This window comes from Kitasatospora sp. NPDC048298 (assembly GCF_043201465.1).
Taxonomy (GTDB): Bacteria; Actinomycetota; Actinomycetes; order Streptomycetales; family Streptomycetaceae; genus Kitasatospora.
Genome location: NZ_JBICYZ010000003.1, coordinates 1 through 20,188 on the forward strand (window position 1 = coordinate 1; position 20,188 = coordinate 20,188).

Annotated in this window: 14 protein-coding genes; 10 read left to right on the forward strand and 4 right to left on the reverse strand. The window is 73.7% G+C overall.

Features of this window, described 5'->3' with window-relative positions:
- Nucleotides 1-347: 347 nt before the first annotated feature.
- Together ACGF0D_RS02925 and ACGF0D_RS02930 are read left to right on the forward strand one after the other, a co-directional pair.
- Complete coding sequence (locus ACGF0D_RS02925; protein WP_392913726.1) at nucleotides 348-734, forward strand: hypothetical protein; 387 nt, start codon at nucleotides 348-350, stop codon at nucleotides 732-734.
- Nucleotides 735-948: 214 nt separating this feature from the next.
- A complete protein-coding gene (locus tag ACGF0D_RS02930) occupies nucleotides 949-1,380 on the forward strand; it encodes a hypothetical protein (protein ID WP_392913728.1) in 432 nt (143 codons plus the stop codon).
- A gap of 89 nt (nucleotides 1,381-1,469) precedes the next feature.
- Here ACGF0D_RS02930 and ACGF0D_RS02935 read toward each other — a convergent pair whose 3' ends face one another.
- Nucleotides 1,470-2,732: an alpha/beta hydrolase family protein gene (locus ACGF0D_RS02935; RefSeq protein WP_392913729.1), complete on the reverse strand. Its 1,263-nt coding sequence runs from the start codon at nucleotides 2,730-2,732 to the stop codon at nucleotides 1,470-1,472.
- Between the two features lie 114 nt (nucleotides 2,733-2,846).
- The gene (locus ACGF0D_RS02940; protein WP_392913730.1) at nucleotides 2,847-3,803 is read right to left on the reverse strand and encodes a phosphatidylinositol-specific phospholipase C domain-containing protein; all 957 of its coding nucleotides are present in this window, start codon (nucleotides 3,801-3,803) and stop codon (nucleotides 2,847-2,849) included.
- Between the two features lie 209 nt (nucleotides 3,804-4,012).
- Between ACGF0D_RS02940 and ACGF0D_RS02945 the strand changes: the two genes are divergently transcribed.
- The gene (locus ACGF0D_RS02945) at nucleotides 4,013-4,279 is read left to right on the forward strand and encodes a hypothetical protein (RefSeq protein ID WP_392872402.1); all 267 of its coding nucleotides are present in this window, start codon (nucleotides 4,013-4,015) and stop codon (nucleotides 4,277-4,279) included.
- Nucleotides 4,280-4,314: 35 nt separating this feature from the next.
- Here ACGF0D_RS02945 and ACGF0D_RS02950 read toward each other — a convergent pair whose 3' ends face one another.
- Nucleotides 4,315-4,809: a hypothetical protein gene (locus ACGF0D_RS02950; protein WP_392913731.1), complete on the reverse strand. Its 495-nt coding sequence runs from the start codon at nucleotides 4,807-4,809 to the stop codon at nucleotides 4,315-4,317.
- Nucleotides 4,810-4,926: 117 nt separating this feature from the next.
- Between ACGF0D_RS02950 and ACGF0D_RS02955 the strand changes: the two genes are divergently transcribed.
- From ACGF0D_RS02955 to ACGF0D_RS02970, 4 genes are all read left to right on the forward strand, one after another.
- The gene (locus tag ACGF0D_RS02955; protein WP_392872396.1) at nucleotides 4,927-5,310 is read left to right on the forward strand and encodes a VOC family protein; all 384 of its coding nucleotides are present in this window, start codon (nucleotides 4,927-4,929) and stop codon (nucleotides 5,308-5,310) included.
- A gap of 246 nt (nucleotides 5,311-5,556) precedes the next feature.
- Nucleotides 5,557-7,443 carry an FAD/NAD(P)-binding protein gene (locus ACGF0D_RS02960; RefSeq protein WP_392913732.1) on the forward strand — a complete coding sequence of 629 codons (1,887 nt, stop codon included), beginning with the start codon at nucleotides 5,557-5,559 and terminating at the stop codon, nucleotides 7,441-7,443.
- Nucleotides 7,444-8,664 carry a putative PEP-binding protein gene (locus tag ACGF0D_RS02965; protein ID WP_392913733.1) on the forward strand — a complete coding sequence of 407 codons (1,221 nt, stop codon included), beginning with the start codon at nucleotides 7,444-7,446 and terminating at the stop codon, nucleotides 8,662-8,664.
- A 172-nt stretch (nucleotides 8,665-8,836) separates the two neighbouring features.
- The gene (locus ACGF0D_RS02970) at nucleotides 8,837-10,636 is read left to right on the forward strand and encodes an alpha/beta fold hydrolase (protein WP_392913734.1); all 1,800 of its coding nucleotides are present in this window, start codon (nucleotides 8,837-8,839) and stop codon (nucleotides 10,634-10,636) included.
- An 84-nt stretch (nucleotides 10,637-10,720) separates the two neighbouring features.
- Here the strand turns inward: ACGF0D_RS02970 and ACGF0D_RS02975 are convergent, their stop codons facing one another.
- On the reverse strand, nucleotides 10,721-13,951 hold the full coding sequence (locus ACGF0D_RS02975) for an EAL domain-containing protein (protein ID WP_392913735.1): 3,231 nt from the start codon (nucleotides 13,949-13,951) through the stop codon (nucleotides 10,721-10,723).
- Nucleotides 13,952-14,182: 231 nt separating this feature from the next.
- On the opposite strand from ACGF0D_RS02975, the gene ACGF0D_RS02980 reads away from it, so the two are divergent.
- The 3 genes from ACGF0D_RS02980 (at nucleotide 14,183) to ACGF0D_RS02990 (ending at nucleotide 20,089) form a co-directional block, all read left to right on the forward strand.
- Nucleotides 14,183-17,632, forward strand: coding sequence for an amino acid adenylation domain-containing protein (locus tag ACGF0D_RS02980; RefSeq protein ID WP_392913736.1), 3,450 nt, complete (start codon nucleotides 14,183-14,185; stop codon nucleotides 17,630-17,632).
- Complete coding sequence (locus tag ACGF0D_RS02985) at nucleotides 17,629-18,447, forward strand: leucyl/phenylalanyl-tRNA--protein transferase (RefSeq protein ID WP_392913737.1); 819 nt, start codon at nucleotides 17,629-17,631, stop codon at nucleotides 18,445-18,447. Before ACGF0D_RS02980 ends, ACGF0D_RS02985 begins: the two co-directional genes overlap by 4 nt.
- A gap of 79 nt (nucleotides 18,448-18,526) precedes the next feature.
- A complete protein-coding gene (locus tag ACGF0D_RS02990) occupies nucleotides 18,527-20,089 on the forward strand; it encodes a hypothetical protein (protein WP_392913738.1) in 1,563 nt (520 codons plus the stop codon).
- The last annotated feature ends 99 nt before the right edge of the window (nucleotides 20,090-20,188 follow it).

Sequence of the window (20,188 nt, forward strand, 5' to 3'; positions counted from 1 at the left end):
GGGGGGGGGGGTGGGGGCCGCGGGGGGGGGGGGGTGGGGCGGGGGGGGGGGGGGGGGGGGGGGGGGGGGGGGGGGGGGGGGGCCCCCCCCCCCACCAGTGTTCGGCGAGAACCTCGGACGGAAATCTGTCAAGGGCTTGCCAATTCTTCGATGGGGATTCACTCGTGAGAAAGAGTCACAAGCTCATGAGCTACATGATGACGAGTCGGCGAAGTGCGGCCGTGGCTCTGGCGTTGGTGCCCGCGATGCTGTTGCTTTCCGCAGGTTGTGGGGCCGGACCGCAGGCCGGAGGAACCGGGAAAGGCGCGGAGCACCGGCCGACTACCGCCGCCACGACTCCGGCGCAGGTGAGGACGGACCTCGAACCGCTGAAGCGCCGTTTCCCGCAGTTGGGTTCGCTGTCTGCGGCCACGTGGGTCAGCCGGGTGCTGACGCTGAACACCAGGCCGGAGGTCCCCGGGCCGACGGATGTGAGCCTGGAAGGGGTGGCGCAGGTCGAGCCGGCGACGTTGGTGGCGATCACGTCGAGCGGGAGGTGGGAGGAGATCCCCATCGCTTGCGGTGTCCCGGAGGAGATCACCGCCGAGGTGGGTGACCCGACCAGGTGGCTCCACAGCAAGGCCTTCGACGAGTCGATCACCCGGACCCAGTACTCGGGGAGCTTCTACTTCGACAAGCAGGCCGGCCGGGTCTACTTCTGCACTATCAACCCGAAGGTTCGGGTCGAGTCCTGAGCGGTCGCGACCGCACCGGCCGCACCCGGCGGAACCACCCGAAGCACCAGCCGAAGCACCACCCGAAGCCGGGACACCGGCGGTGGGCCCGGAGCACACCGGAAAGGCCGTGGCCGGGTGGGGGTCGGGTGGGACATCCTCGATACCGTACGCGGGACCGGGCCGGCTTCGAGCCGGCGCGGTCCCGGGCCGTTTCCAGGGGAGGGTGGGAGCCATGGGCGTGCGGGACGCGCTGAAGTCGCGGGAGGGGGTGGTCCTGCTGGTGGGTCTTCTGCTGATCGTCGGCGTGACCGCCTACCTGAAGCTCAAGCCGGGCGGGCCCGAGGCGAGGGACTACGTGGGCCGCTGGGCCGCGCGGGACGAGGTGATCGAGCTGCGCGAGGACGGGACGCTCGGGGAGGTGCGGCTCGACGGTCACTCCTGTCTGACGGGTACCGCCAGGACCGATCCGCTCCGCGCGTACCAGGGGACGTGGGAAACCGGGAGCGTGGACGACGCCGGGTCGGGGGTCTTCGTGACCCTGCGGGACTCCGGCCACGGGGCCGACTGCCGGATCTACCTGCAGGAGGTGCGCGGGGGACGGCAGGTGGCCACGCTGGGCGGCGAGCCGAGGGGGAGCGAGCAGCGCGCCTTCACGCGGGCGTAGCCACCGGGGAGCCGGGAGGCGGGCCGGGACCCGCCCGGCGGGCGGCCGCACCCCCGTGCCGGCCGCCCGCCGTCGTGTCCGCCGGCGGCCTACGGGTGGTAGACGACCTCGGGGAAGGCCTTCGACGGGCCGTCGAGCAGCTTGCCGTGGTGGCGGCCGCGCAGGTGGAGGTCGAAGAAGGCGAGCGGGTAGGCCTGTTGGACGAGGATCCCGCGCCGCGGGTCGAGGGTGCCCACCTGGGACTGGATCTGCTGCTCGGTCATGCCGAGCAGCCTGCCCGCCTGGGGGATCAGCGTCATGGTGTCGCCGTACGAGCCGTGCACGGCGCCGGTGGCCTGGACGTCGAGGCGCCAGCCGCGCAGGTGGCCCCAGAAGGTCTCGGCGTACGGGTTGGTGGCCCGGGCGAAGTCGGCGGTCATCATCATGAACGGCCGGTCGATGTCGGTGGTGATGGCGGGGTTGCAGGCCATCGGCCCGTCCAGCGAGAGCCCGGCGCGGATGCGACGGTCGGCGACCATGGCGAGGGCGGTGCCGGTGCCCCCCTTGGACCAGCCGAAGGCGCCGATGTTCCGCGCGTCCAGACCGCCGAGCAGGCCGGCCGGCAGGGTGCGGCCGTCGACGTCCGGGTTGCGTCCGGCGGCCAGACCGACGACCTGGTCGAGCAGGAAGAGCAGGTCGGCGGCGTAGTCCCTCGGGTACAGCCCCGGGGAGGCGGCGTCCCGGGTGACGACGGTGCCGTCCGGGAACTCGGTGAACCCGTCGTGGGTGTGGTCGACGGTGACGACGGCGAAGCCGTGGCTGGCCAACTCCTGGACCACGACGGTGTGGTCGGCGCGGTGGCTGCCCGCGCCGTGCGAGTAGAGGACGATGGGCAGCGGCCGGCCGGACCGGTGGACGGGCGCGCCCTGGTGGCCCGAGGTGAGCGGGGCGAGCGAGAGGGGCAGCGGGTAGCCGGCGTCGTCGAGGAAGGCCTTCAGGGCGCCCTCGGTCATCCAGGGCGCCGGCGGGTACGAGTCGGCGTCCGCGGCCCGGGCCGGGTACCAGACGGTGGCCATCAGCTCGCGGAACCGTCCGGGCCTGGCGTTCGGGTCCAGCCGGGACTCGTCGCGCAGGTGCAACGGCACCATGCCCACCGGGAACGGGCCGGTCGGCGCGGGCAGGGTGAGCCGGGAGGGGGCGGCGGCGCCGGAGGCGGCGGGCTCGGTGGCGGCCGAGGCGGTGCGGGCGAGGCCCAGCGGAGCGACGGCGCCCAGCGCGAGGGCGGCGCCCAGCACCCGGCGGCGGGTCGGTCCGGAAGGGGAGGCGGTCGGCGTGGTGTCCGGCGACGTGGTGTCCAGCGGCGTGGTGTCCATGCGCGGAACGCTGTCACGGGGGCCGGGCGGGCAGCATCCGCCCACCGATTGATCCTCCGTCACCCCGCATTGGCCCACGGATTTACATCCCCGGGCCGATGCGGACGGCGAGGCTCAGATGAAATTCTTGTCGATCAGCATCTGCAGCACATTGACGTGGAAGTCCGGGAAGTCCATCGGCACGATGCCGAACCGGGCGCGCTGCTGGGTGCGGGCGCTCAGGTACGGGTAGACCGTGCGGTCCATCAGGGCCTGCGAGCTGGTTTTCGGCCAGTAACCTCCGGCGTACGAAAGGAAGTTGACGAACATCTTCGGGTAGGTCGGGTTGAGGAAGGCCCTGTCGAACTGGGCGACGATCCGCTGGCCCTTCGTCCCCAGCGGATCGAGGCCGCCGGTCTGCCAGAGGTCCTGGGTGTCGAAGTAGCCGTTCTCGCCGCTGGACCAGTCGATCAGGCCCCAGGGGTTGGCGAAGTCGGCGATCAGGACGATCTTGCCGCGGGCGGTGGCGAGGGTCGGCCACCCGTAGAAGTGGAACAGGCCGCGGTAGCCCAGGTCGTCGAGGTAGTGGTTGACCCGCCGCATGAACTCGGCGTCGTCGAGCGCCTGGCCGCCGGCGCGCTCGTTGCGCAGGCGCATCAGGACGGTCTCGCCGGGTTGCGACCGCAGGAAGGCCCGGCACTGGTCGAGCACGTCCTGGAGCCGGATGTGCTGGTAGCTGTCGGAGTGGTAGATCCCGAGCTCGTCGGGTGCGTCCTGGAGGCCGTTGCAGCGGATGTCGAGGAAGCGGACGCCCTCGGTCAGCTGCTGGGGGATTCCCCAGTTCTGGGTGTGCGACCACTCGGTGCCGTAGGCGGGGTTCTGGCAGCAGGAGTCGTGGGTGCCGGGGACGGTGAGGCCGAGCACGGAGAGGCCGCCGTCCAGTCGGCTCATCCACCTGTCGGTCGGCAGGCCGCGCGGGGTGGTGGTGCCGGCGGCGGCCCGGGCGGTGCCCGGCAGGGCGAGGCCGGCGGCGAGCGCGGAACCGCCGGTTCCCGCGGCCCACTTGAGAAGATCACGGCGTGCGATGTCCATGGTGCGGCTCCTCGGGTTCGTCCGGTCGGTCGGTCGGTCGGTCGGTTGCTGGGCTCGGGTCGGGGCGTGCGCTGTCATCCTGGGGCACGCGGCCACCGCTGCGACAGGTCGCGGGCCCGGCGGCTCCCACCACCGCAGGTGGCGGCCCGGGGCCCCGGCCGGGTGAAGATCGAAATGCGCGGGCGGCCGCCGCCCGCCACGGTGGGACCGTGGCCTCGATCGTCGTCCTCTTCGAACTGGGCCCGGACCAGACCCTCGGCCCCGAGGGTGTCGGGCCGGGCGTGGTCGCGGTGCACGCCGCCGGCCAGGACCCGGACGTCCCGGAGGACCCACAGGCGCGCACCCTCTGCGGACTGGACACCGCCCCGATGGAGCACGCCCACTACCGCCCCGTCCGACCCGGCGAGCCGTGGTACCCGCCCGAGCTGGAGCAGCAGCGGTGCCGGCTCTGCGAGGCGGCGCTGCACCGGCTCTGAGGGCCGCCCGGGCCGGCCCCGGTCGGCGGGCCCGCTCAGGCGAAGCCGGCCTCGGTGAAGCGGCAGCCTCCGCGCTCGGTGTGGGAGAGGACCGGGCCCGGCGAGAGCCGCGGGGCCTCGCGGAAGTACTGGCGGAAGCCCGACGCGCGGAATCGCAGGTCGAAGGAGTGGCCCTCGACGTGCCAGTGCGACGAATCCCGGTAGTCGTCGTCCGGGGCCTGCCGGTGCAGGTCGGCGATCTCCAGCTCCGGGGCGGTCTTCCTGTAGTCGAGACCGCCCTCGAGGTCCCACACCCCGTCGAAGACGAGCGTCGCGGGGGCGACCCAGAAGGAGAAGGTCTTCGCGGGCCGGACCGGGTCGACCCAGCGGACGACGTAGTCGAGGTCGAGGAGGAGTCGGGCCTCGAACTCGTCACCCTGCTGCACGTACAGGCCGTGGACGGTGGCGTCGTGCCAGCCCATCTCCTCGAAGTCGGCGTCGCTCCAGACGCTCTTCGAGAGACCTGATTCCGGATGGGCGGCGCTGTTCATGTCCGCATCCAACCAGACCGGCCGTCCGCGGCTCCTCGCGGGGCCGGAGCGACGGGAGCCGGGAGGACGTGCGCGAGGCGGTGGCGTCCGGCGCGGTGATCGGGAAGACTCGCGCCCATGGTTTCGGTACTGCAGAACGTGGCGATCGACTGCGCGGACGCCCATGGGCTGGCGCGGTTCTGGAGCGGGGTGACGGGCAAGCCGCTGGATCCGGACAGCCGGCCGGGGGACCGGGAGACACAGGTGCCGCTGTCGGACGGCCTGGTGCTGTACTTCAACCAGGTGCCCGAGGCGAAGACGGTCAAGAACCGGGTGCACCTCTGCCTGCGGCCCTTGACCTCGCGCGACCAGGAGGTGGAGCGGCTGCTGGGGCTCGGCGCCGGCTTCGTCGCCGATCACCGGAATCCCGACGGCTCGGGTTGGGCAATCCTCGCCGATCCCGAGGGGAACGAGTTCTGCGTGCTGCGCAGCGAGTCCGACCGGGCCGCCGCGCACCCGTAGTCCGGCCAGGCCCGGAGTTCGGGGCCGATCGATCCGGCGAACCCTCAACGGCCCACCGCCTGCCCGGCGGTGGGCCGTCGACGTCCCGCCCTCCGCCCCTGCTGCCGGGGCGGGACGGGCGGCCCTCATTCGGCCGTTCCGGGACCCTGGGCACTCCTTCCGCGTCACACTTCCTCAGCAGACCTTTGCGCCCGGTGCCCGGGACGGCGGAGCCGGGTTCCCATCCCTCGACGGGAAGGCTTGACCATGAGTCGATCTGGTACGCGTCCGAGAGTCCTCATAGTCGGGGCGGGCCTGGCCGGCACCGCCACGGCGATCCGGCTGCTCTGCTTCGCACGCAGACCGCTGGAGGTCGTCCTGCTGGAGCGGCGCTCCGACTACCGCTCCGCGGGCGTCGCCTACCACCGGGACGGCAACCCCTGGGACTACGTGTTCAACATCCAGGCCGGCCGGATGTCGGTGTTCCGCGAGGACGTCCTGGACTTCGTCCGCTGGGCCAACCACGAGGCGGACCGCGGTGGTTGGCCGGAGCCCTGGGCCGGGCTCCGGTTCGTCGAGCAGGGTCCGGCGCCCCGGCGGATCTTCCAGGACTACCTGGACGACCGGCTGGCCGAGGCGAGACGCGAAGCCCGTCCGGGGGTGGTGCTCGTCGAGGCGGACGGCGACGCGGTCGATCTGGAGGTCGGCCCCACCGGCGTCGACGTGACGGTCGAACGGCCGGCCCCCGACGGGCCCCCGGCGGTGGCCGTGCTCCGCGCCGACCACGTCGTCCTGGCGACCGGCCTCGAACTCCGGGAGCCGGCCTTCGCCTCCGAGGTCCGTACGCACGCGTCCTTCATCCGCAACCCGTACTCCGAGGCCGGGATCCGCAAGCTCGTCTCGCTCCCCTCCGGGGCGGACGTCGCGATCGTCGGTTCCGTCCTGAGCGCCTACGACTCGGCGGGCCTCCTGCTGCGCCGGGGCCACACCGGGAGGATCCAGCTGATCTCCAGGACCGGGACGCTGTTCCGGACGTACCCCGACGGCCACGAGCACGGGGTGTTGAGCCTGCCCTGTCCGAAGACCCTGTTGCAGCCGTACCGGAACCGCGCGGAGTTCCTCGACCGGGTCCGGGCCGAGTGGGGCACGGCGTGCTCGACGGTCGTCCGGGAGCATCCCGAGGTCTCCCCGGTGGTGGTCGCCGAGCGGGTGGTCAAGGCGTGGGAGCCGCACCTGCCCGAGGCCATCGAGCGCATTCCCACCGCCGAACTGCGCGGCTTGCTGGACGAGTTCGGCACCGCGCTGGCCGCGCTGCGGGTCGGGGTGCTGGAGTACACCATGGCGGTCATCGAGCGGGCGCTGGACCGGGCGGACGGGACGGACGGGGCGGTGGAGCTGGTCGTCGGCAGGGTGGAGGCGGTCGTCCCGGCGGAGTCGGGCCGGCTGCTGGTGTCGGTCGTCTCCGCGGAGGAGAAGCACGCGATCGAGGCCGACCTGGTGGTGTCCAACTTCGGCCGGGAGTCGGACTACACCAGGGTCGAGCAGCCGCTGTGGCGCAACCTCCTGCGGCGCGGGCTCGCGGTGCCCCACGAGCGCACCGGGCGCGGCCTGGAGGTCGACGGGCGGGGGGCGCTGCTGGGCTCCGGAGGGGAGTCCGGGCCGGTCTCCGCGGTCGGCGCGCTGCGGGAGGGCGACGAGATCGTGCGCAACGGCCGGACGGGTGCGTTCACCTTCAACCTCGCCGCGATCAAGAACCATTCGATCGCGGTCGCCGCCCACGTGCTCGAGCGGCTGGAACCGGAGGAGGACGTTTCGTCCGAGGAGGTCTCCCTGGGCCTGGTCCGGCGCCGCGGAGCCCTTGGCAATCTGGAGGAAGCGGTCCGGGAGGGATTCGAGGACGCTGTGTTACTGGAGGCCAGGAGAATGGCCTCGCGCGGTCGGATCGAGCGTGAACTACTCGATTCCCGGCTGGACGCCCGTATTCGGTCCATGGGTGACCGTCCGACCCGTCCGACGGACGCCGCCCGGCACGACCGCCTGATGAGGGCGGTCGTCAACCGGGTCGCGGTCGAACGGCTCACCGATGTTTCCGTGACACCACGACAACTGCGTCGACAGCTGGGAATGGCGACCGCCGGAGAACAGGAGGACTAGTTGAACGGGCGACGGATTCAGGGATCCCTGCTGACCGGTGGCATTCAGAGCGAAGTGCGCGGTACCTGCAATCGCACGAGACGTCCACTCGACGGATCCATCCTCGTCGCCCCCTCCCTCCACGCCGGCCTGTACGAGGCGATCGTGGCGGCGGCCGCCGTCGTCTGCGGTTCGGGCGGGCTCACCGGCCACATGCAGTCCCTCTGCCGCGGTAGGGGCATACCGGTGCTCCGGGTCGACGAGGCGGACCTCGCCGACCTGGTCGGTGAGGCGGTGCTGGACCTCGACAGCGAGTCGATCGTGGTCGAGTCCGGCGCCGCCGCCGGGAGCGACCCGGGCTCCGGGGCCGGGAGCCCCTCGTTGGACGACCTCGGCTCGGCCTGCGCGGTGATCGCGGACATGCAGGACATCCGGACGATCAACTCCTGCGGGCCGAACGCGAAGCGGGTCGACTGCTTCTTCATCCGGGAGGAGTTCCTCTGTCTGGCGGCGGCGCTGAGCCCGCTCGACGCCCTGGAGGGCGGCCCGGCGGACGCGGCGGCCTACGGGCGGGCCCTCGCGGACCGGCTGTGCGGCTTCGTCGAGGCGCTGCTGCCCGGCCAGCGGCTGGTCCTGAGGCTCCTGGACCTGCGCTCCGACCACGCCGCCAGCGTCACCGAGCTGGCCCCGGTCGCGGTCGAGCCCAACCCCGAACTGGGTCTGCACGGCGCCCGCTGGCTGCTGGGGTCGACCGCCTACCGGGACGCGCTGCACGCCATGCTCGGTTCGCTGCGCGAGCGGCTCGGCGAGGACGCCGGCCTGGTGCAGCTCTCCGTCCCGTTCCTCAACGACGCGCGGGAGTTCGCCCAGCTCAGGGCACACCTGGAGCTGCCGGCCGAGGTGCCGCTGTCCGCGTTCATCGAGACGCCGGCGGCGGTGCACGCCACGGCGGAGATCTGCGCGGCCGGGGCCAGTGAACTGTTCGTCGGGGTCAAGGACCTGGTGCAGTTCTACCTGGCCGCGGACCGCGGCAACCACCTGGTGGCGGAGTCCTACCAGACCCGGCACCCGGCCGTCCTGGACGGCGTGCGCAGGGTGGTGGAGTCCGCGCGTGCCGCGGGCACCCCGGTGCGGGTGTTCTCGCTGGGCACGGACCTCGCCCACTACCTCGCCCATGTGCCCACCCCGGACGGCTACATGATGTGCACCGCCGAGCTCCGGTCCCTCGTGCTCCGGTCCTGAGCGAGGTCGCTGGACGGAAGTCGGGGGCGCGAATACTACAACCCTCTTGTCATTGTCGGGAGTTGGACCAATGCTCCACCCGTATCGGTGAATCTGACACACGGTCAGTTTCCTTCCGTTCGGATGTGATCAGGATGCGGTCAGTAATCCGTCCACGGAAAGGGTGGTTGGTATGACCAGCATCAGCGGAGAGCCGATCCCGGCGATCACCGAGGCCACGCTCACCGACATCGCCACCAACGGCATCTGGGGCGACGGCCTCACCCCCAGCGCGGCCACCCTCGGCGTGGCCGAGGCACTGCTCGCCGCGCTGCGGGGTGAGTCGGGGGTGCAGCTGCCGCCGGTGCTGGCGGAATTGGTGGAGGAGGTGCGGGCGAAGGCCGAGACCGACCTCCACGGCATCGACGGCGCCGGCGACGTCCGGCTGTCGGGGCTCGCCATCAAGCTCCGCGACGGCGAGCCCCACCCGGCGGTGATCGTTCCGGCCGGCTGGAACCCGTTCGGCTGGCTGCCCTTCCTGTACCTGTACCTCAAGCTGGCGCAGAAGGGGTACCACGTCCTCGCGTACACCCCGCGCGGGATCGGCTACAAGGGCTGGCTGTCGACCTCCGGGGGCCGCATCGACGTCGGGGGCGACAAGGACTGGGCCGACGGCTCGAAGGTGATCGACTTCGCGGAGCGGTACTTCGGCCCCAGCAAGATCGGCTTCCTCGGCGAGTCCTACGGCTCCGGGATCAGCCAGCTGGTCGCCGCCCACGACCCGAAGAACCGCGTCGCCGCCGTCGTCGCCCTGAGCACCTGGGGCAACCTGGCCACCAGCCTCTACCACAACGACACCCGGCACCTGGCGGCCGTCGAGGCCCTGATCGGCTTCACCGGCGGCAAGATGGAGGAGAAGTTCGACGAGGAGGGTCAGCGGATCCTCACCAACTTCCGCAACGGCGTGGAGCTCGGCGAGGTGGTGGATTGGGGCACCAAGCGCTCGCCGCAGACCTATGTCGACAAGACGAACGAGCGCGGAATCCCCACCTTCATCTCCAACACCTGGCACGAGACGCTCTTCCCGGTCGGCCCGGTGATCGAGACCTTCGAGGCGCTCACCGTGCCGAAGCACCTGAACCTGTGGATCGGCGACCACGGCGCCCCCGAGGGCCCCGGCCTGGTGGGCCTGCCGCTGGGCTGGCCGTTCCCCGGGCTGGCGGTGCCGATCCAGGAGGCCTACGACTGGCTGGACCACCACCTGCTCGGGGCCGCCAACGACGTGCCTGCCTGGCCGAAGGTGATCAACCAGTCCATGTTCACCTACAAGACCACCGGCACCGGCATCGGTGGCAGGCGGATCACCGTCCCCGCGCACCGCGAGTCGTACTCCTCCTGGAGCGAGGTCACCACCGGCGGCGAGACGTGGAACCTCACCGGCGAGGGCACGCTGAGCGACAAGCCGACCGCCGGGTGGTCGCAGGACTTCATCGCCGGCAACCCGACCGAGGCCAACGCGGGTGAACTCCTCAAGACCGGGGAGAAGGAGTGGTTCGGCAACCCCAAGCGGTACGACCCGGAGGAGTTCGAGTCGTCGCGGCTGCTGTCCTGGTCGACGGAGCCGTTGACGGCCCAGGGCGGTGACGCGGCCCGCCGCATCCGGGGCGCCGCGGAGGTCCGGCTGACGGTACGCAGCACCAAGGACACCGCGACCCTGGTGGCCTACCTGTTCGACATCGCCCCGGACGGCACCGCGCGGATCATCACCCACGAGCCGTACACCGCGACCGGGCTGACCCCGGACGAGGACGCCACCGTCAGCTGGAAGCTCCAGGCCACCTCGTACGACGTGGCGGCCGAACACCGGCTGGCGCTGGTCGTCACCAGCGCCGACCCGCTGTACCTGCCCGTGGCCTGGGCCCAGGTCATCAGCACCACCACCGTCGGCTCGCCGCGCGGCAGCGAGTCCCGCCTGGAGCTGCCGCTGGGCTGATTCCGGACCGTGCCCGACGACGACGGCCCGCCGCCTCGCCGCGGCGGGCCGTTCCCGGCCCCCCGGCTCCCCGCGCCGCGCCCCTCAGGTCAGTTCGTGGGCGGTCCCGCGGACCAGGGCGCGGGCCCTGGGGGAGTCCATGGGGTGGGCGAAGAGGTACCCCTGGCCAAGCGGGCAGCCCATGGCGGTGAGCAGGTCGCGCTGATCGGGGGTCTCGATGCCCTCGGCGATCACCTGGACCCCGAGGGTGTCGGCGATCCGGGTGATGCCCTCGACCAGGGCGTACTGCTGGGGCGAGTGGCCGAGCCCGTCGATGAAGGATTTGTCGATCTTGAGCAGGGAGATCGGGAACTCGCGCAGGTAGGACAGCGAGGAGTAGCCGGTGCCGAAGTCGTCGATGGCGATGCCGACGCCGAGGCCGGACAAGGTGGCCATGTCGGAGTGGATACGGTCGTCGCGGCGCATCAGCACGGACTCGGTGAGCTCCAGGACGAGGGTGCGCGGGTCGATGCCGGTGGTGGCCAGCGCCCGGCGGACCACGTCCACGAAGCCGGCGTCGCGGAACTGCCGGGCGGAGACGTTGACGTTGACCCGCAGCGGCGGCCGGCCGGCGGCCATCCGGACCGCCGAGCTCGCGGCCTGCCAGGCGGCGACCTCCTGGGCGGCGCGCTCCAGCACCCAGGCGCCGAGCGGGACGATCTGGCCGCTCTCCTCGGCGAGGGCGATGAACTCGTCGGGCAGCACCATGCCGCGCCGGTCGTGCGGCCAGCGGACCAGCGCCTCGAAGGCGACCAGATCACCCGAATGCAGGTCGACGATCGGCTGGTAGTACAGCTGGAAGGCCGACTCCGCGATCGCCGAGTCCAGGTGCTCGTTCAGCTCGAGCCGCTCCACCATCCCGGTCTGCAGGGCCGGCCGGTAGTGGCGCCACTGGCGGCGGCCGGCCGCCTTGGCGGCGTAGAGCGCGAGGTCGGCGTGGGCGAGCAGCTCGGTCGCGTCCACGCTGTCCTCGGTGGTCGCCACGCCGACGCTGGCCGTCACCCGCACCGCGCCCGACTTGAGCCCGAACGGCTCGGCGAACACCGCCAGCACCCCGTCCGCGATGGTGTCCACGTCCTCCGGCCGCCGCGCGTCCTCCACCAGCACCGCGAACTCGTCGCCGCCGAGCCGGGCGGCGGTGTCGGAGGCGCGCAGCGCGGTGGAGATCCGCAGCGAGACGGCGACCAGCAGCTCGTCGCCGACCGCGTGGCCCTGGGTGTCGTTGACCACCTTGAAGTCGTCCAGGTCGATGAAGAGCACCCCGGTGATGGCCCCGCTGCGCTCGCCCCGGGAGAGCGCGTGGCCGACCCGGTCCTGGAACAGCACCCGGTTGGCCAGCCCGGTCAGCGAGTCGTGGAAGGCCCGGTGGGTCAGCTCGCGCTCCATCTGCCGCTGCTCGGTCACGTCGCGCAGGGTGAGCACCAGGGCGCCGACGGTCGGGTCCGCGCGCAGGTCGTTGAAGCGGACCTCGGCCTCGATCGGGGTGTGGTCCTGGCGCAGCAGCCGCCAGTGCTCGCGCGGCTGCTCGCCCCGGGGCTGGTCGGCCGCCTCGCGCATCTCGCGCATCCGGGCCAGCGCCTTGCCGACCTTCCGGCTGTCCTCGGGCGGCACGAGGTCGGTCAGCGGGGCGCCGGTGAGGTTCGGGTGGCCGAGCACCGTCGCGGCGGACGGGGAGGCGTAGCGCACGCCGTCGTCGGCGTCGAGGATCAGGATGACGTCGCTGGAGTTCTGCACCAGGGTGCGGAAGTACAGCTCGCTGTTGCGGCGGGTGACCTCCTGGCTCAGCACCACCCGCTCGACGGCCAGGGCCGCCTGGGCGGCGAGGATCTCCAGCGAGCTCCAGAGGCTGGTCAGCTCCTGCTCGGTGCCGGTGACGATGAGCGCGCCGATCAGCGGGTCGCCGGAGGGGCGCTCGGCCAGGGTGAGCGGGCAGACCAGGGCGTACGGCATGCCGCCGGGGCGGGCGGCACCGGGCCTGGCGGCATCGGGTCCGGTGCCGTCGGCCTTCGTGCCGCCGGCCTTCGGGGCGCCGGGCGGGTCGTCGGCGGCCAGGCCCAGGGCGGCCACCGGCAGCAGCAGGGTCTCCCGGGCGGCGGCGAGCCGGAGCACCTGGTCGGACGGCGCGGCGTCCCCCGGCATCCGCCGGGCGGTGCCGCTCCCGGCGTGCCGGACGTGCGGCACGCCGTCCTCGGTCACCGCGAGCAGGGCGACGTGCCCGGCCTCGGCCGGCATCAGGGTGGAGGCGGCGGACTGGACGGCGTCGGCCACCTCCTCCACGGTGACGGCCGCGGTCAGCCGGGCGCCTGCCTCGCGCAGCGCCCGCTCACGGGCCACGGCCTGCCGACGGGCGGAGGCCACCACCGCCAGCCGGGCCAGCACCAGCAGGTAGAGCAGCGCGGAGAAGGCGCCGATCACCCCGGCGTTGCCGGTGTTGCCGGCCAGCGCCTCGATGATCAGGATCGCCGGGGCGATCAGCGAGGCGAGGGTGAGCAGCACCAGCCGGGCGGTGCTCGGGTCCGGCTGCTGGGTGGGCACCGGCCGGGTCAGCTCGACCATCGACGGGTGCAGCGCCGCCGCGCCCCAGGCGGTGTAGAAGGCGGCCCAACCGAGTTCGACGGGCGTGCCGATGTGCCAGGTGCCGTGCAGCTGGATCAGCCCGTACAGCACGTCGGAGACCAGCAGGCCGAGCGAGCCGAAGGCGAGCAGCCGCAGCGAGCGGGAGGTGCCCCCGCGCGGGGTCAGCAGACGCAGCAGCAGGGCGAGCACGACCACGTCGCCGAGCGGGTAGGCGATCGAGACGGCCTTCTGGAACCAGTCGAGGTCCGGGTTCCGGGCGTACGGGAGGATCAGGTAGATCCAGGCGAGCAGGGCCAGCCCGATGGTGGGGATGAGCGCGTCGAGCAGCCCGGCGCGGTCCTGACGGGCCGTGCGCCAGCGGATGAAGCCCAACACGCCGACCGCGTACAGCACGTACTCGGCGAGGTAGAAGGCGTCCGCGACGGACGGGAACGGGTTGGGCAGGTGCAGGATGTCCAACTGGACGGCCTGGATCACCTCGCCCACGGTGAAGCTGAGGTTGGCGAGCGCCAGCACGTACCAGAACCGCGCGTGCGCGGGCCGGTTGAGGCGGACGCCGACCACGATGGCGGCGACGCCGCCGAGGCCGATGCCCGTCCACCAGATGATCCGCTGGCCCGGATTCGCGTAGTAGATGCCGGTGAACAGCACCATCCAGAGCAGGTAACAGACCATCAGGCGTCGGCACCGGCGAGTCAACGAGGCTACCTCCTCCACGACATCACCCCGCCGGTCGGGCGGGGGAGTTCGGGCGAGGGCGGGCCGGGTCGGGCGTGTGGCGCCGGCCCGGGTGGGACGGATGAGCGCTTTCGCGCAGCAGTGAGGCGTCCGGTGGGGGTGCGACCGGACGTCCTCGACGGGGCAGGAGTGCGTATAGTCGGAAATGTCGCACTCCCAAGCATTCTGCCGCCACAGCACGAGGTCAAGCCGGTGGACGACGCAGCAGACAGCGCACAGGGCGTACGAACGGATGTGAGCTCCGGTCGTCACGCCGTGGTCCGCAACGACGACGGTCAGTACGCGATCTGGCCGGGGGGCTTGACCGTTCCGGCGGGCTGGTGGCAGGTCCACGGGCCGGCCGGACGGGCTGACTGCCGGGACTGGGTCGAGCGCGAGTGGCACCCGGTCGAACTGGGCTTCCCCGAGGGCACCCCCGTACGGCGCGCGGCGGCCGGATTCGCGGACACGGTGCACGGACTGTTCCGCGCGCGGGCGGCGCACGACCCGGAGGCGGCCGCCGTCGTCGCCGACGACGCCACGCTGAGCTACCGCGAACTCGACCTGGGCAGCGACCGGTTGGCCGCCGCGCTGCGGGCCCGCGGGGTCGGTCCGGAGCAGGTGGTGCCGGTCTGCCTGGAGCGCGGGGCCGGGCTGGTGACCGCCTGGCTGGCCGTGCTCAAGGCGGGCGGGGCCTTCCTGCCGCTGGACCCGGCCCACCCCCGGCGGCGGTTGGCCCGGCTGGTCGAGGACTGCGGGGCGCGGGTGGTGGTCGCCGACGGCGAGGGCTTTCCGGGGGCGGACCGGGTGCCGGTCTCGGCCCCGGTCCCCGACCCGCGCGGCGGCGGCCCCGGGGGCTCACCGTACGCGGGGGAGCTGCCGCACGTCGGGGGCTCACCACGCGCCGGGGACTCGCCGTACGCGGGGGAGCTGCCGCACGTCGGGGAGTTCCTGAGCGACGACGGCGCCGTCCCCGACGACCTCGCCTACCTGATCTACACCTCGGGGACCACCGGCCGCCCCAAGGGCGTACCCGTCACCCACCGCGCACTGCTGTTCACCCTCGACCGGATCGTCCAGGCGTACCGGCTGCGCCCCGGTGAACGCGTCCTGCACCTGGCCGCGCTGGGCGCCGACACCGCGCTGGAACAGGTGCTCGGCGCGCTGCTGGCGGGTGCGACGGTGGTGCTCGGCGGCGGGAGCGCGGGCGGCACCTGGGCCCCCACCGAACTGGCCGGCCGGCTGCCCGGGCTGGGCCTGGCCGTCGCCGACTTCACCCCCGCCTACTGGCACCACCTGCTCGACCTGCTCCCGCCCGGCGGGCCCGGCCCCCGGGAACTGCGGCTGGTGGTGGTCGGCGGGGACTCCGTGCACGCCGACGACTGCCGCCGCGGCCTGGAGCGGCTGCCGGGCGCCCGGCTGGTCAACGCGTACGGGGTCACCGAGGCCGCCGTGACCTCGACGCTCTGCGAGGTCACGGCGGACCTGCTCGGCGGGGCGCCGCACCGTGGCGGGCCGGCGGGCAACCCCGTCGCCCCCGTGCCGATCGGACGGCCGCTGCCCGGCGTGCGGGTGCACGTGCTCGACGCCCGGCTGCACCCCGTCCGGCCCGGCGAGAAGGGGCAGATCCACCTCGGCGGACCGGGCCTCGCCCGGGGCTACTGGCGGCAGGCCGGGCTCACCGCCGAGTCCTTCCTGCCCGACCCGTACGCGCTGCTGCCCGGTGAGCGGATGTACCGCACCGGCGACGCCGGGCGGTGGCGGGCGGACGGGCAGCTGGAGATCCTCGGGCGCTTCGACGACCAGGTGAAGGTGCGCGGGTACCGGGTGGACCCGGCCGAGATCGAGGCCGTCCTGGCCGCGCACCCCGACGTCCGGCAGGCCGGGGTCACGGCCCGCGGCGAGGCGGCGGACGGCGGCCGCGCGCTCACGGCGTACTACACGCTCGTCCCCGGGGCGAGCGGCGGGGCGGCCGGAATCCGGGCGTTCCTGGCCGAGCGGCTGCCGGAGTACCTGGTGCCGACCGCGTTCGTGCCGCTGGAGGCGATGCCGCTCACGGCGGCGGGGAAGATCGACCGGGGGTGGTTGCCGCGCGCTCCGGTGCGCGCCGAGGCGGCCGGGCCCGTGCCCGTCCCCGTGCCCGTGCCCGTGCCCGTCCCCGCGCCCGATCCCGACCGGGTGGGAGCCGGGGCGGTCGAGGCGGCCGTCGGGCAGCTGTGGGCCGAGCTGATCGGCGTCGAACACGTCGGCCCGGACGGCGACTTCTTCGCGCTCGGCGGCACCTCGCTGCTCGCCATGGAGATGCTGGCACGGGCCCGGATCATGTTCGGCGTCGACGTCGGGCAGGTGCGGGCACTCACCCGGGCGCTGCTGCGCGAGCCCGTCCTGCGGGCCTTCGCGGAGGCGCTGCGGGCGGCGCGCACGGACGCCCCCGCCGGCGCCGTACGGGACACCGACGTCGACTGGTTCGCGGAGGCCCGGCTCACCGAGGACCCCCGGCAGTCCTGGAACCCGGCGCCCTCCCGCGCCGACCCCGCCGAGATCCTGCTCACCGGCGCCACCGGCTTCTGCGGCGCCCACCTGCTGGACGCGCTGCTCGCCACCACCCGGGCGCGCATCCACTGCCTGGTCCGCGCACCCGACGAGGAACACGCGCTGGAACGGCTGCGCGCGGCGCAGCAGCGCTTCCTGCGGCACGACCTCGCCGACCGGCGGGTGGTGCCGCTGGTCGGCGACCTCGCCCGGCCGCGGCTCGGGCTGACGGACCGCCGGTACGACTGGCTGGCCGGGCGTCTGGACGCGATCCACCACCTCGGCGGGCAGGTCAACTTCCTCTATCCGTACCACCAGTTGCGGCAGCCCAACGTCGGCGGCACCCGCGAGGTCGTCCGGCTCGCCGGCCACAGCCGGGGCATCCCGGTGCACTACCTCTCCACCCTCGCCGTCCTGGCCGGCTTCGGCGCGGCCGGCATCGCCGAGGTCACCGAGCGGACCCCGCTCGCCCACCCGGAGCGGCTCGGCGTCGGCTACGTCGAGAGCAAGTGGGTCGCCGAACAGCTGCTGCACAACGCGGCCGCCGCCGGGCTGCCGGTCACCGTGCTGCGCACCAACGACGTCACCGGGGACCTCGCGGGCGGGGTGATGAACACCGGCACCGAACTGTGCGCGCTGATCGCCTACCTGGCCGACAGCGGGACCAGCCCGGACGTGCAGCTGCTGCTCGACTTCGTCCCCGCCGACCGCTTCGCCCGCGCCGTCGCCCATATCGCCGCCCACGCGCCCGCCGCCGGAGAGGTCTACCACCTCACCTCCCCGCGGCCGGGCGTCCTCGCCGACCTCGCCGAGCGGCTGCGGGCCCGCGGCCACCGGGTCGCCCGACTGCCGTACGGGGACTGGGTGCGGCGGCTGGTCCGGTTCGCCGCCGGGAACCCGACGCACCCGATCGCGCCCTTCGTCCCGCTGTTCGTGGACCGGGCGCCGGGGGCGGCGCTGTCGATCAGCGAGATGTACTTCCGGCCGACGTTCCCGCTGTTCGAGCGGGCGGCCGCGGACGCGGCGCTGGCCGGGAGCGGGATCGAACTGCCGCCGGTGGAGGCGGGGTTGATCGACCACTACCTGGCGGGGCTGGAGCGGGAGGGCTTCCTGCGGGCGGCGGCGTCGTGAGGCCCTTCGAAGGGTCGGAGGGGCTGTCGGGGACGGAGGCGTTGGCGGGGCTGGAGAGGCTGGACGTGCGGCGCGGGCCCGGGGACGGCCCGGTGGCCTTCGGCGGGTCGCTCGGGGCTCTCGGCCCCGGGGGCCTGCTGGCGGCGTACCGGCGCGGGCTGTTCCCGCTGCCGGCGGCGGACGTGTACGCCGGCGCGTACAACGAGGCGGTGTACGGGGACGCGGTCGAGGCGGGCGAGGTGGCGCTGCTGCCGGGCGGGGCGGACCCGTACGCGCTGGCCTGGTGGTCGCCCGACCCCCGGCCGGTGATCGCCCCCGACGGCGTCCGGCTCGGGAGCCGGCTGGCGCGGCGGCTGCGCAACCGGTCCTCGTGGTGGACGAGCGCGGACCGGGCCTTCGGACGGGTGCTGGCGGGCTGCTCCGAGGGGCGCCGACCGGTCTGGCTCACCGGGGAGTTGGCGGACGTCCTGCTGCGGCTGCACGAGCTGGGGGCGGCGCACAGCGGGGAGGTCTGGGAGGGGGAGGAGCTGATCGGCGGGGTGTTCGGGATCGCGGTCGGCCCGGTGCTGAGCCTGGACTCGATGTTCCACCGCCGCCCGGACGCCGCCCGGGTCGCCGTCGCCGACCTCGGGGCGCGGTTCGCCGCGGCGGGCGGGCGGCTGCTCGACGCCCAGTGGGACGGGCCGCACGTGCGGAGCCTCGGGGCCGAGCCGATGGCGCGCTCGCGGTACCTCGCGGAGCTGTCGGACGGGGGTGGGGGTGGAGTTCCCGAGGGGGCGCCGCTGCCGGCGGCGCGGCTGGGGAAGCCTGACTGACCTGCAGTTAAACCTGAGCGGGTTGGCTTTTTTGGCCTGTCTTCGACAAACTTATTCCTCGTCAGTAACATGACGCCGCGTGTTCAAGAGCTCCATAGGCAGGGCCGCCGGCCCCGCCGTCCTCACCCTTGTCCTCGCCGGGGCCGCCGCGTGCGGGCCGACCAGCCCCGGCTCCTCCCAGGCCGGTGCCGCACCGGCCGCCGCCACCGTCGCCGACCCGGCCGCGACCGCCGCCGGGGGCAGCCCGGCCGCCGCCGCGGCGCCTTCGGGCGGCACCCCGCGCGCCAAGGCGGGCACCCCCGCCGCCGGCCGTCCGACCACGGGCAAGGCGCCCGTCACCGCCGCGCCCGCCGGCGACCGGCAGGCCGCCATCGGCAGCCCGGGCAAGGACGGCGGCGCCGTCACCGCGGCGACCAGGAACCTCCAACTGACGGCGTACGACCCGGCGGCCGGGACGGCGGTGCTGTCGGCGGCGGAGCCGGCCGCCACGCCCTCGGCCCCGGCCGCCACGCCATCGGCCCCGGCTTCCGCCTCCGCTTCGGCTTCCGCCGCCGCCTCCGCCTCGCCCGGTGCCGGCCCGACCGCGGCCACGGCGGCCGTCCAGCCCGGGCAGCTGATCGCCAGCCCGCCCACCGCCGCCGCACCACAGGGCGCACTGGTCGCCGTCACCGGCGTCCGCCCCGCCCCGGGCAACACCCTCGCCCTGACCACCCGTCCGGCCACCCTGGCCGAACTCCTCGGCGGCACCGAGGCCGACGGCAACGTCCCCGTCGACCCGCGCGGCATCACCGTGACCCCGCTGGTCAAGGACCTCAAGGCGACCGCGGGCCTGACCGCGGGCGGCATCCAGGCCGACGCCTCCGGCACCCTCGAGGTGAACGTCAAGGCCCCCGTCCCGCTGCCCGACGGCGCGAGCCTCGACGCGTCCGGCTCGCTCCAGCTCCACCCCGCCGTCCACTTCGCCTACCACGGCGCGGCGGCCGGCAGCCCGCGCACCGCCTCGATCGGCTTCGACCTCGGCGCCCACGCCCAGTGGAAGGTCACCGGTGACGCCGCCCGCGGCACCGGCGCGGCGCCCGTCCGGGTGCCCTTCGCCAAGCTGCAGGCCAGCCCGGTGCTGACCGTCGCCGGCCTGCCGGTGGTCGTCAACCTCGGCCTCACCTGCTACCTGGAGGTCAGCGCCGACGGCCAGGTCCACCTGGAGGCCGAGCAGGACGCCACCGGCACCTGGGCGGTGCGCGCCGACTACACCGGCGGCAAGGGCTGGACCCCGGTCACCAACGCCGAGACCAAGGTCACCCCGGTGCACGTGCGGCTCAACGGCAAGGCGGGCGTGCGGGCCGCGCTCGGCGCCGAGATCAGCCTCGGCCTGTACGACACCGTCGGCGTGGAGACCCGCGTCGCCCCGTACCTGAGCGCCCGGGCCGAAGGCTCGCTGGTCGCCGACTCCTCCGGCAACCCGCCGCAGGTGGAGGGAAGTTGGGCCCTGGTCGGCGGCATCGACCTGAACGGTTCACTGCTCGCCCACCTGAAGGTCTTCGGCACCCCGATCATCGAGGGCAAGCTGCCGCTGCCGCCGTTCCACCGGGAGTGGCCGCTGCTCGCCGGCTCGGCCACGCTGCCGGCGCCGCAGCACGGCTGAGCCACTGACCTGCCGTCATTCCACGGGCCCCTCGGTCGAGTTCTCCGACCGGGGGGCCCTCGTCGTGGGTAGGCTCGGACCGACGGAAGGGGGAGCGAG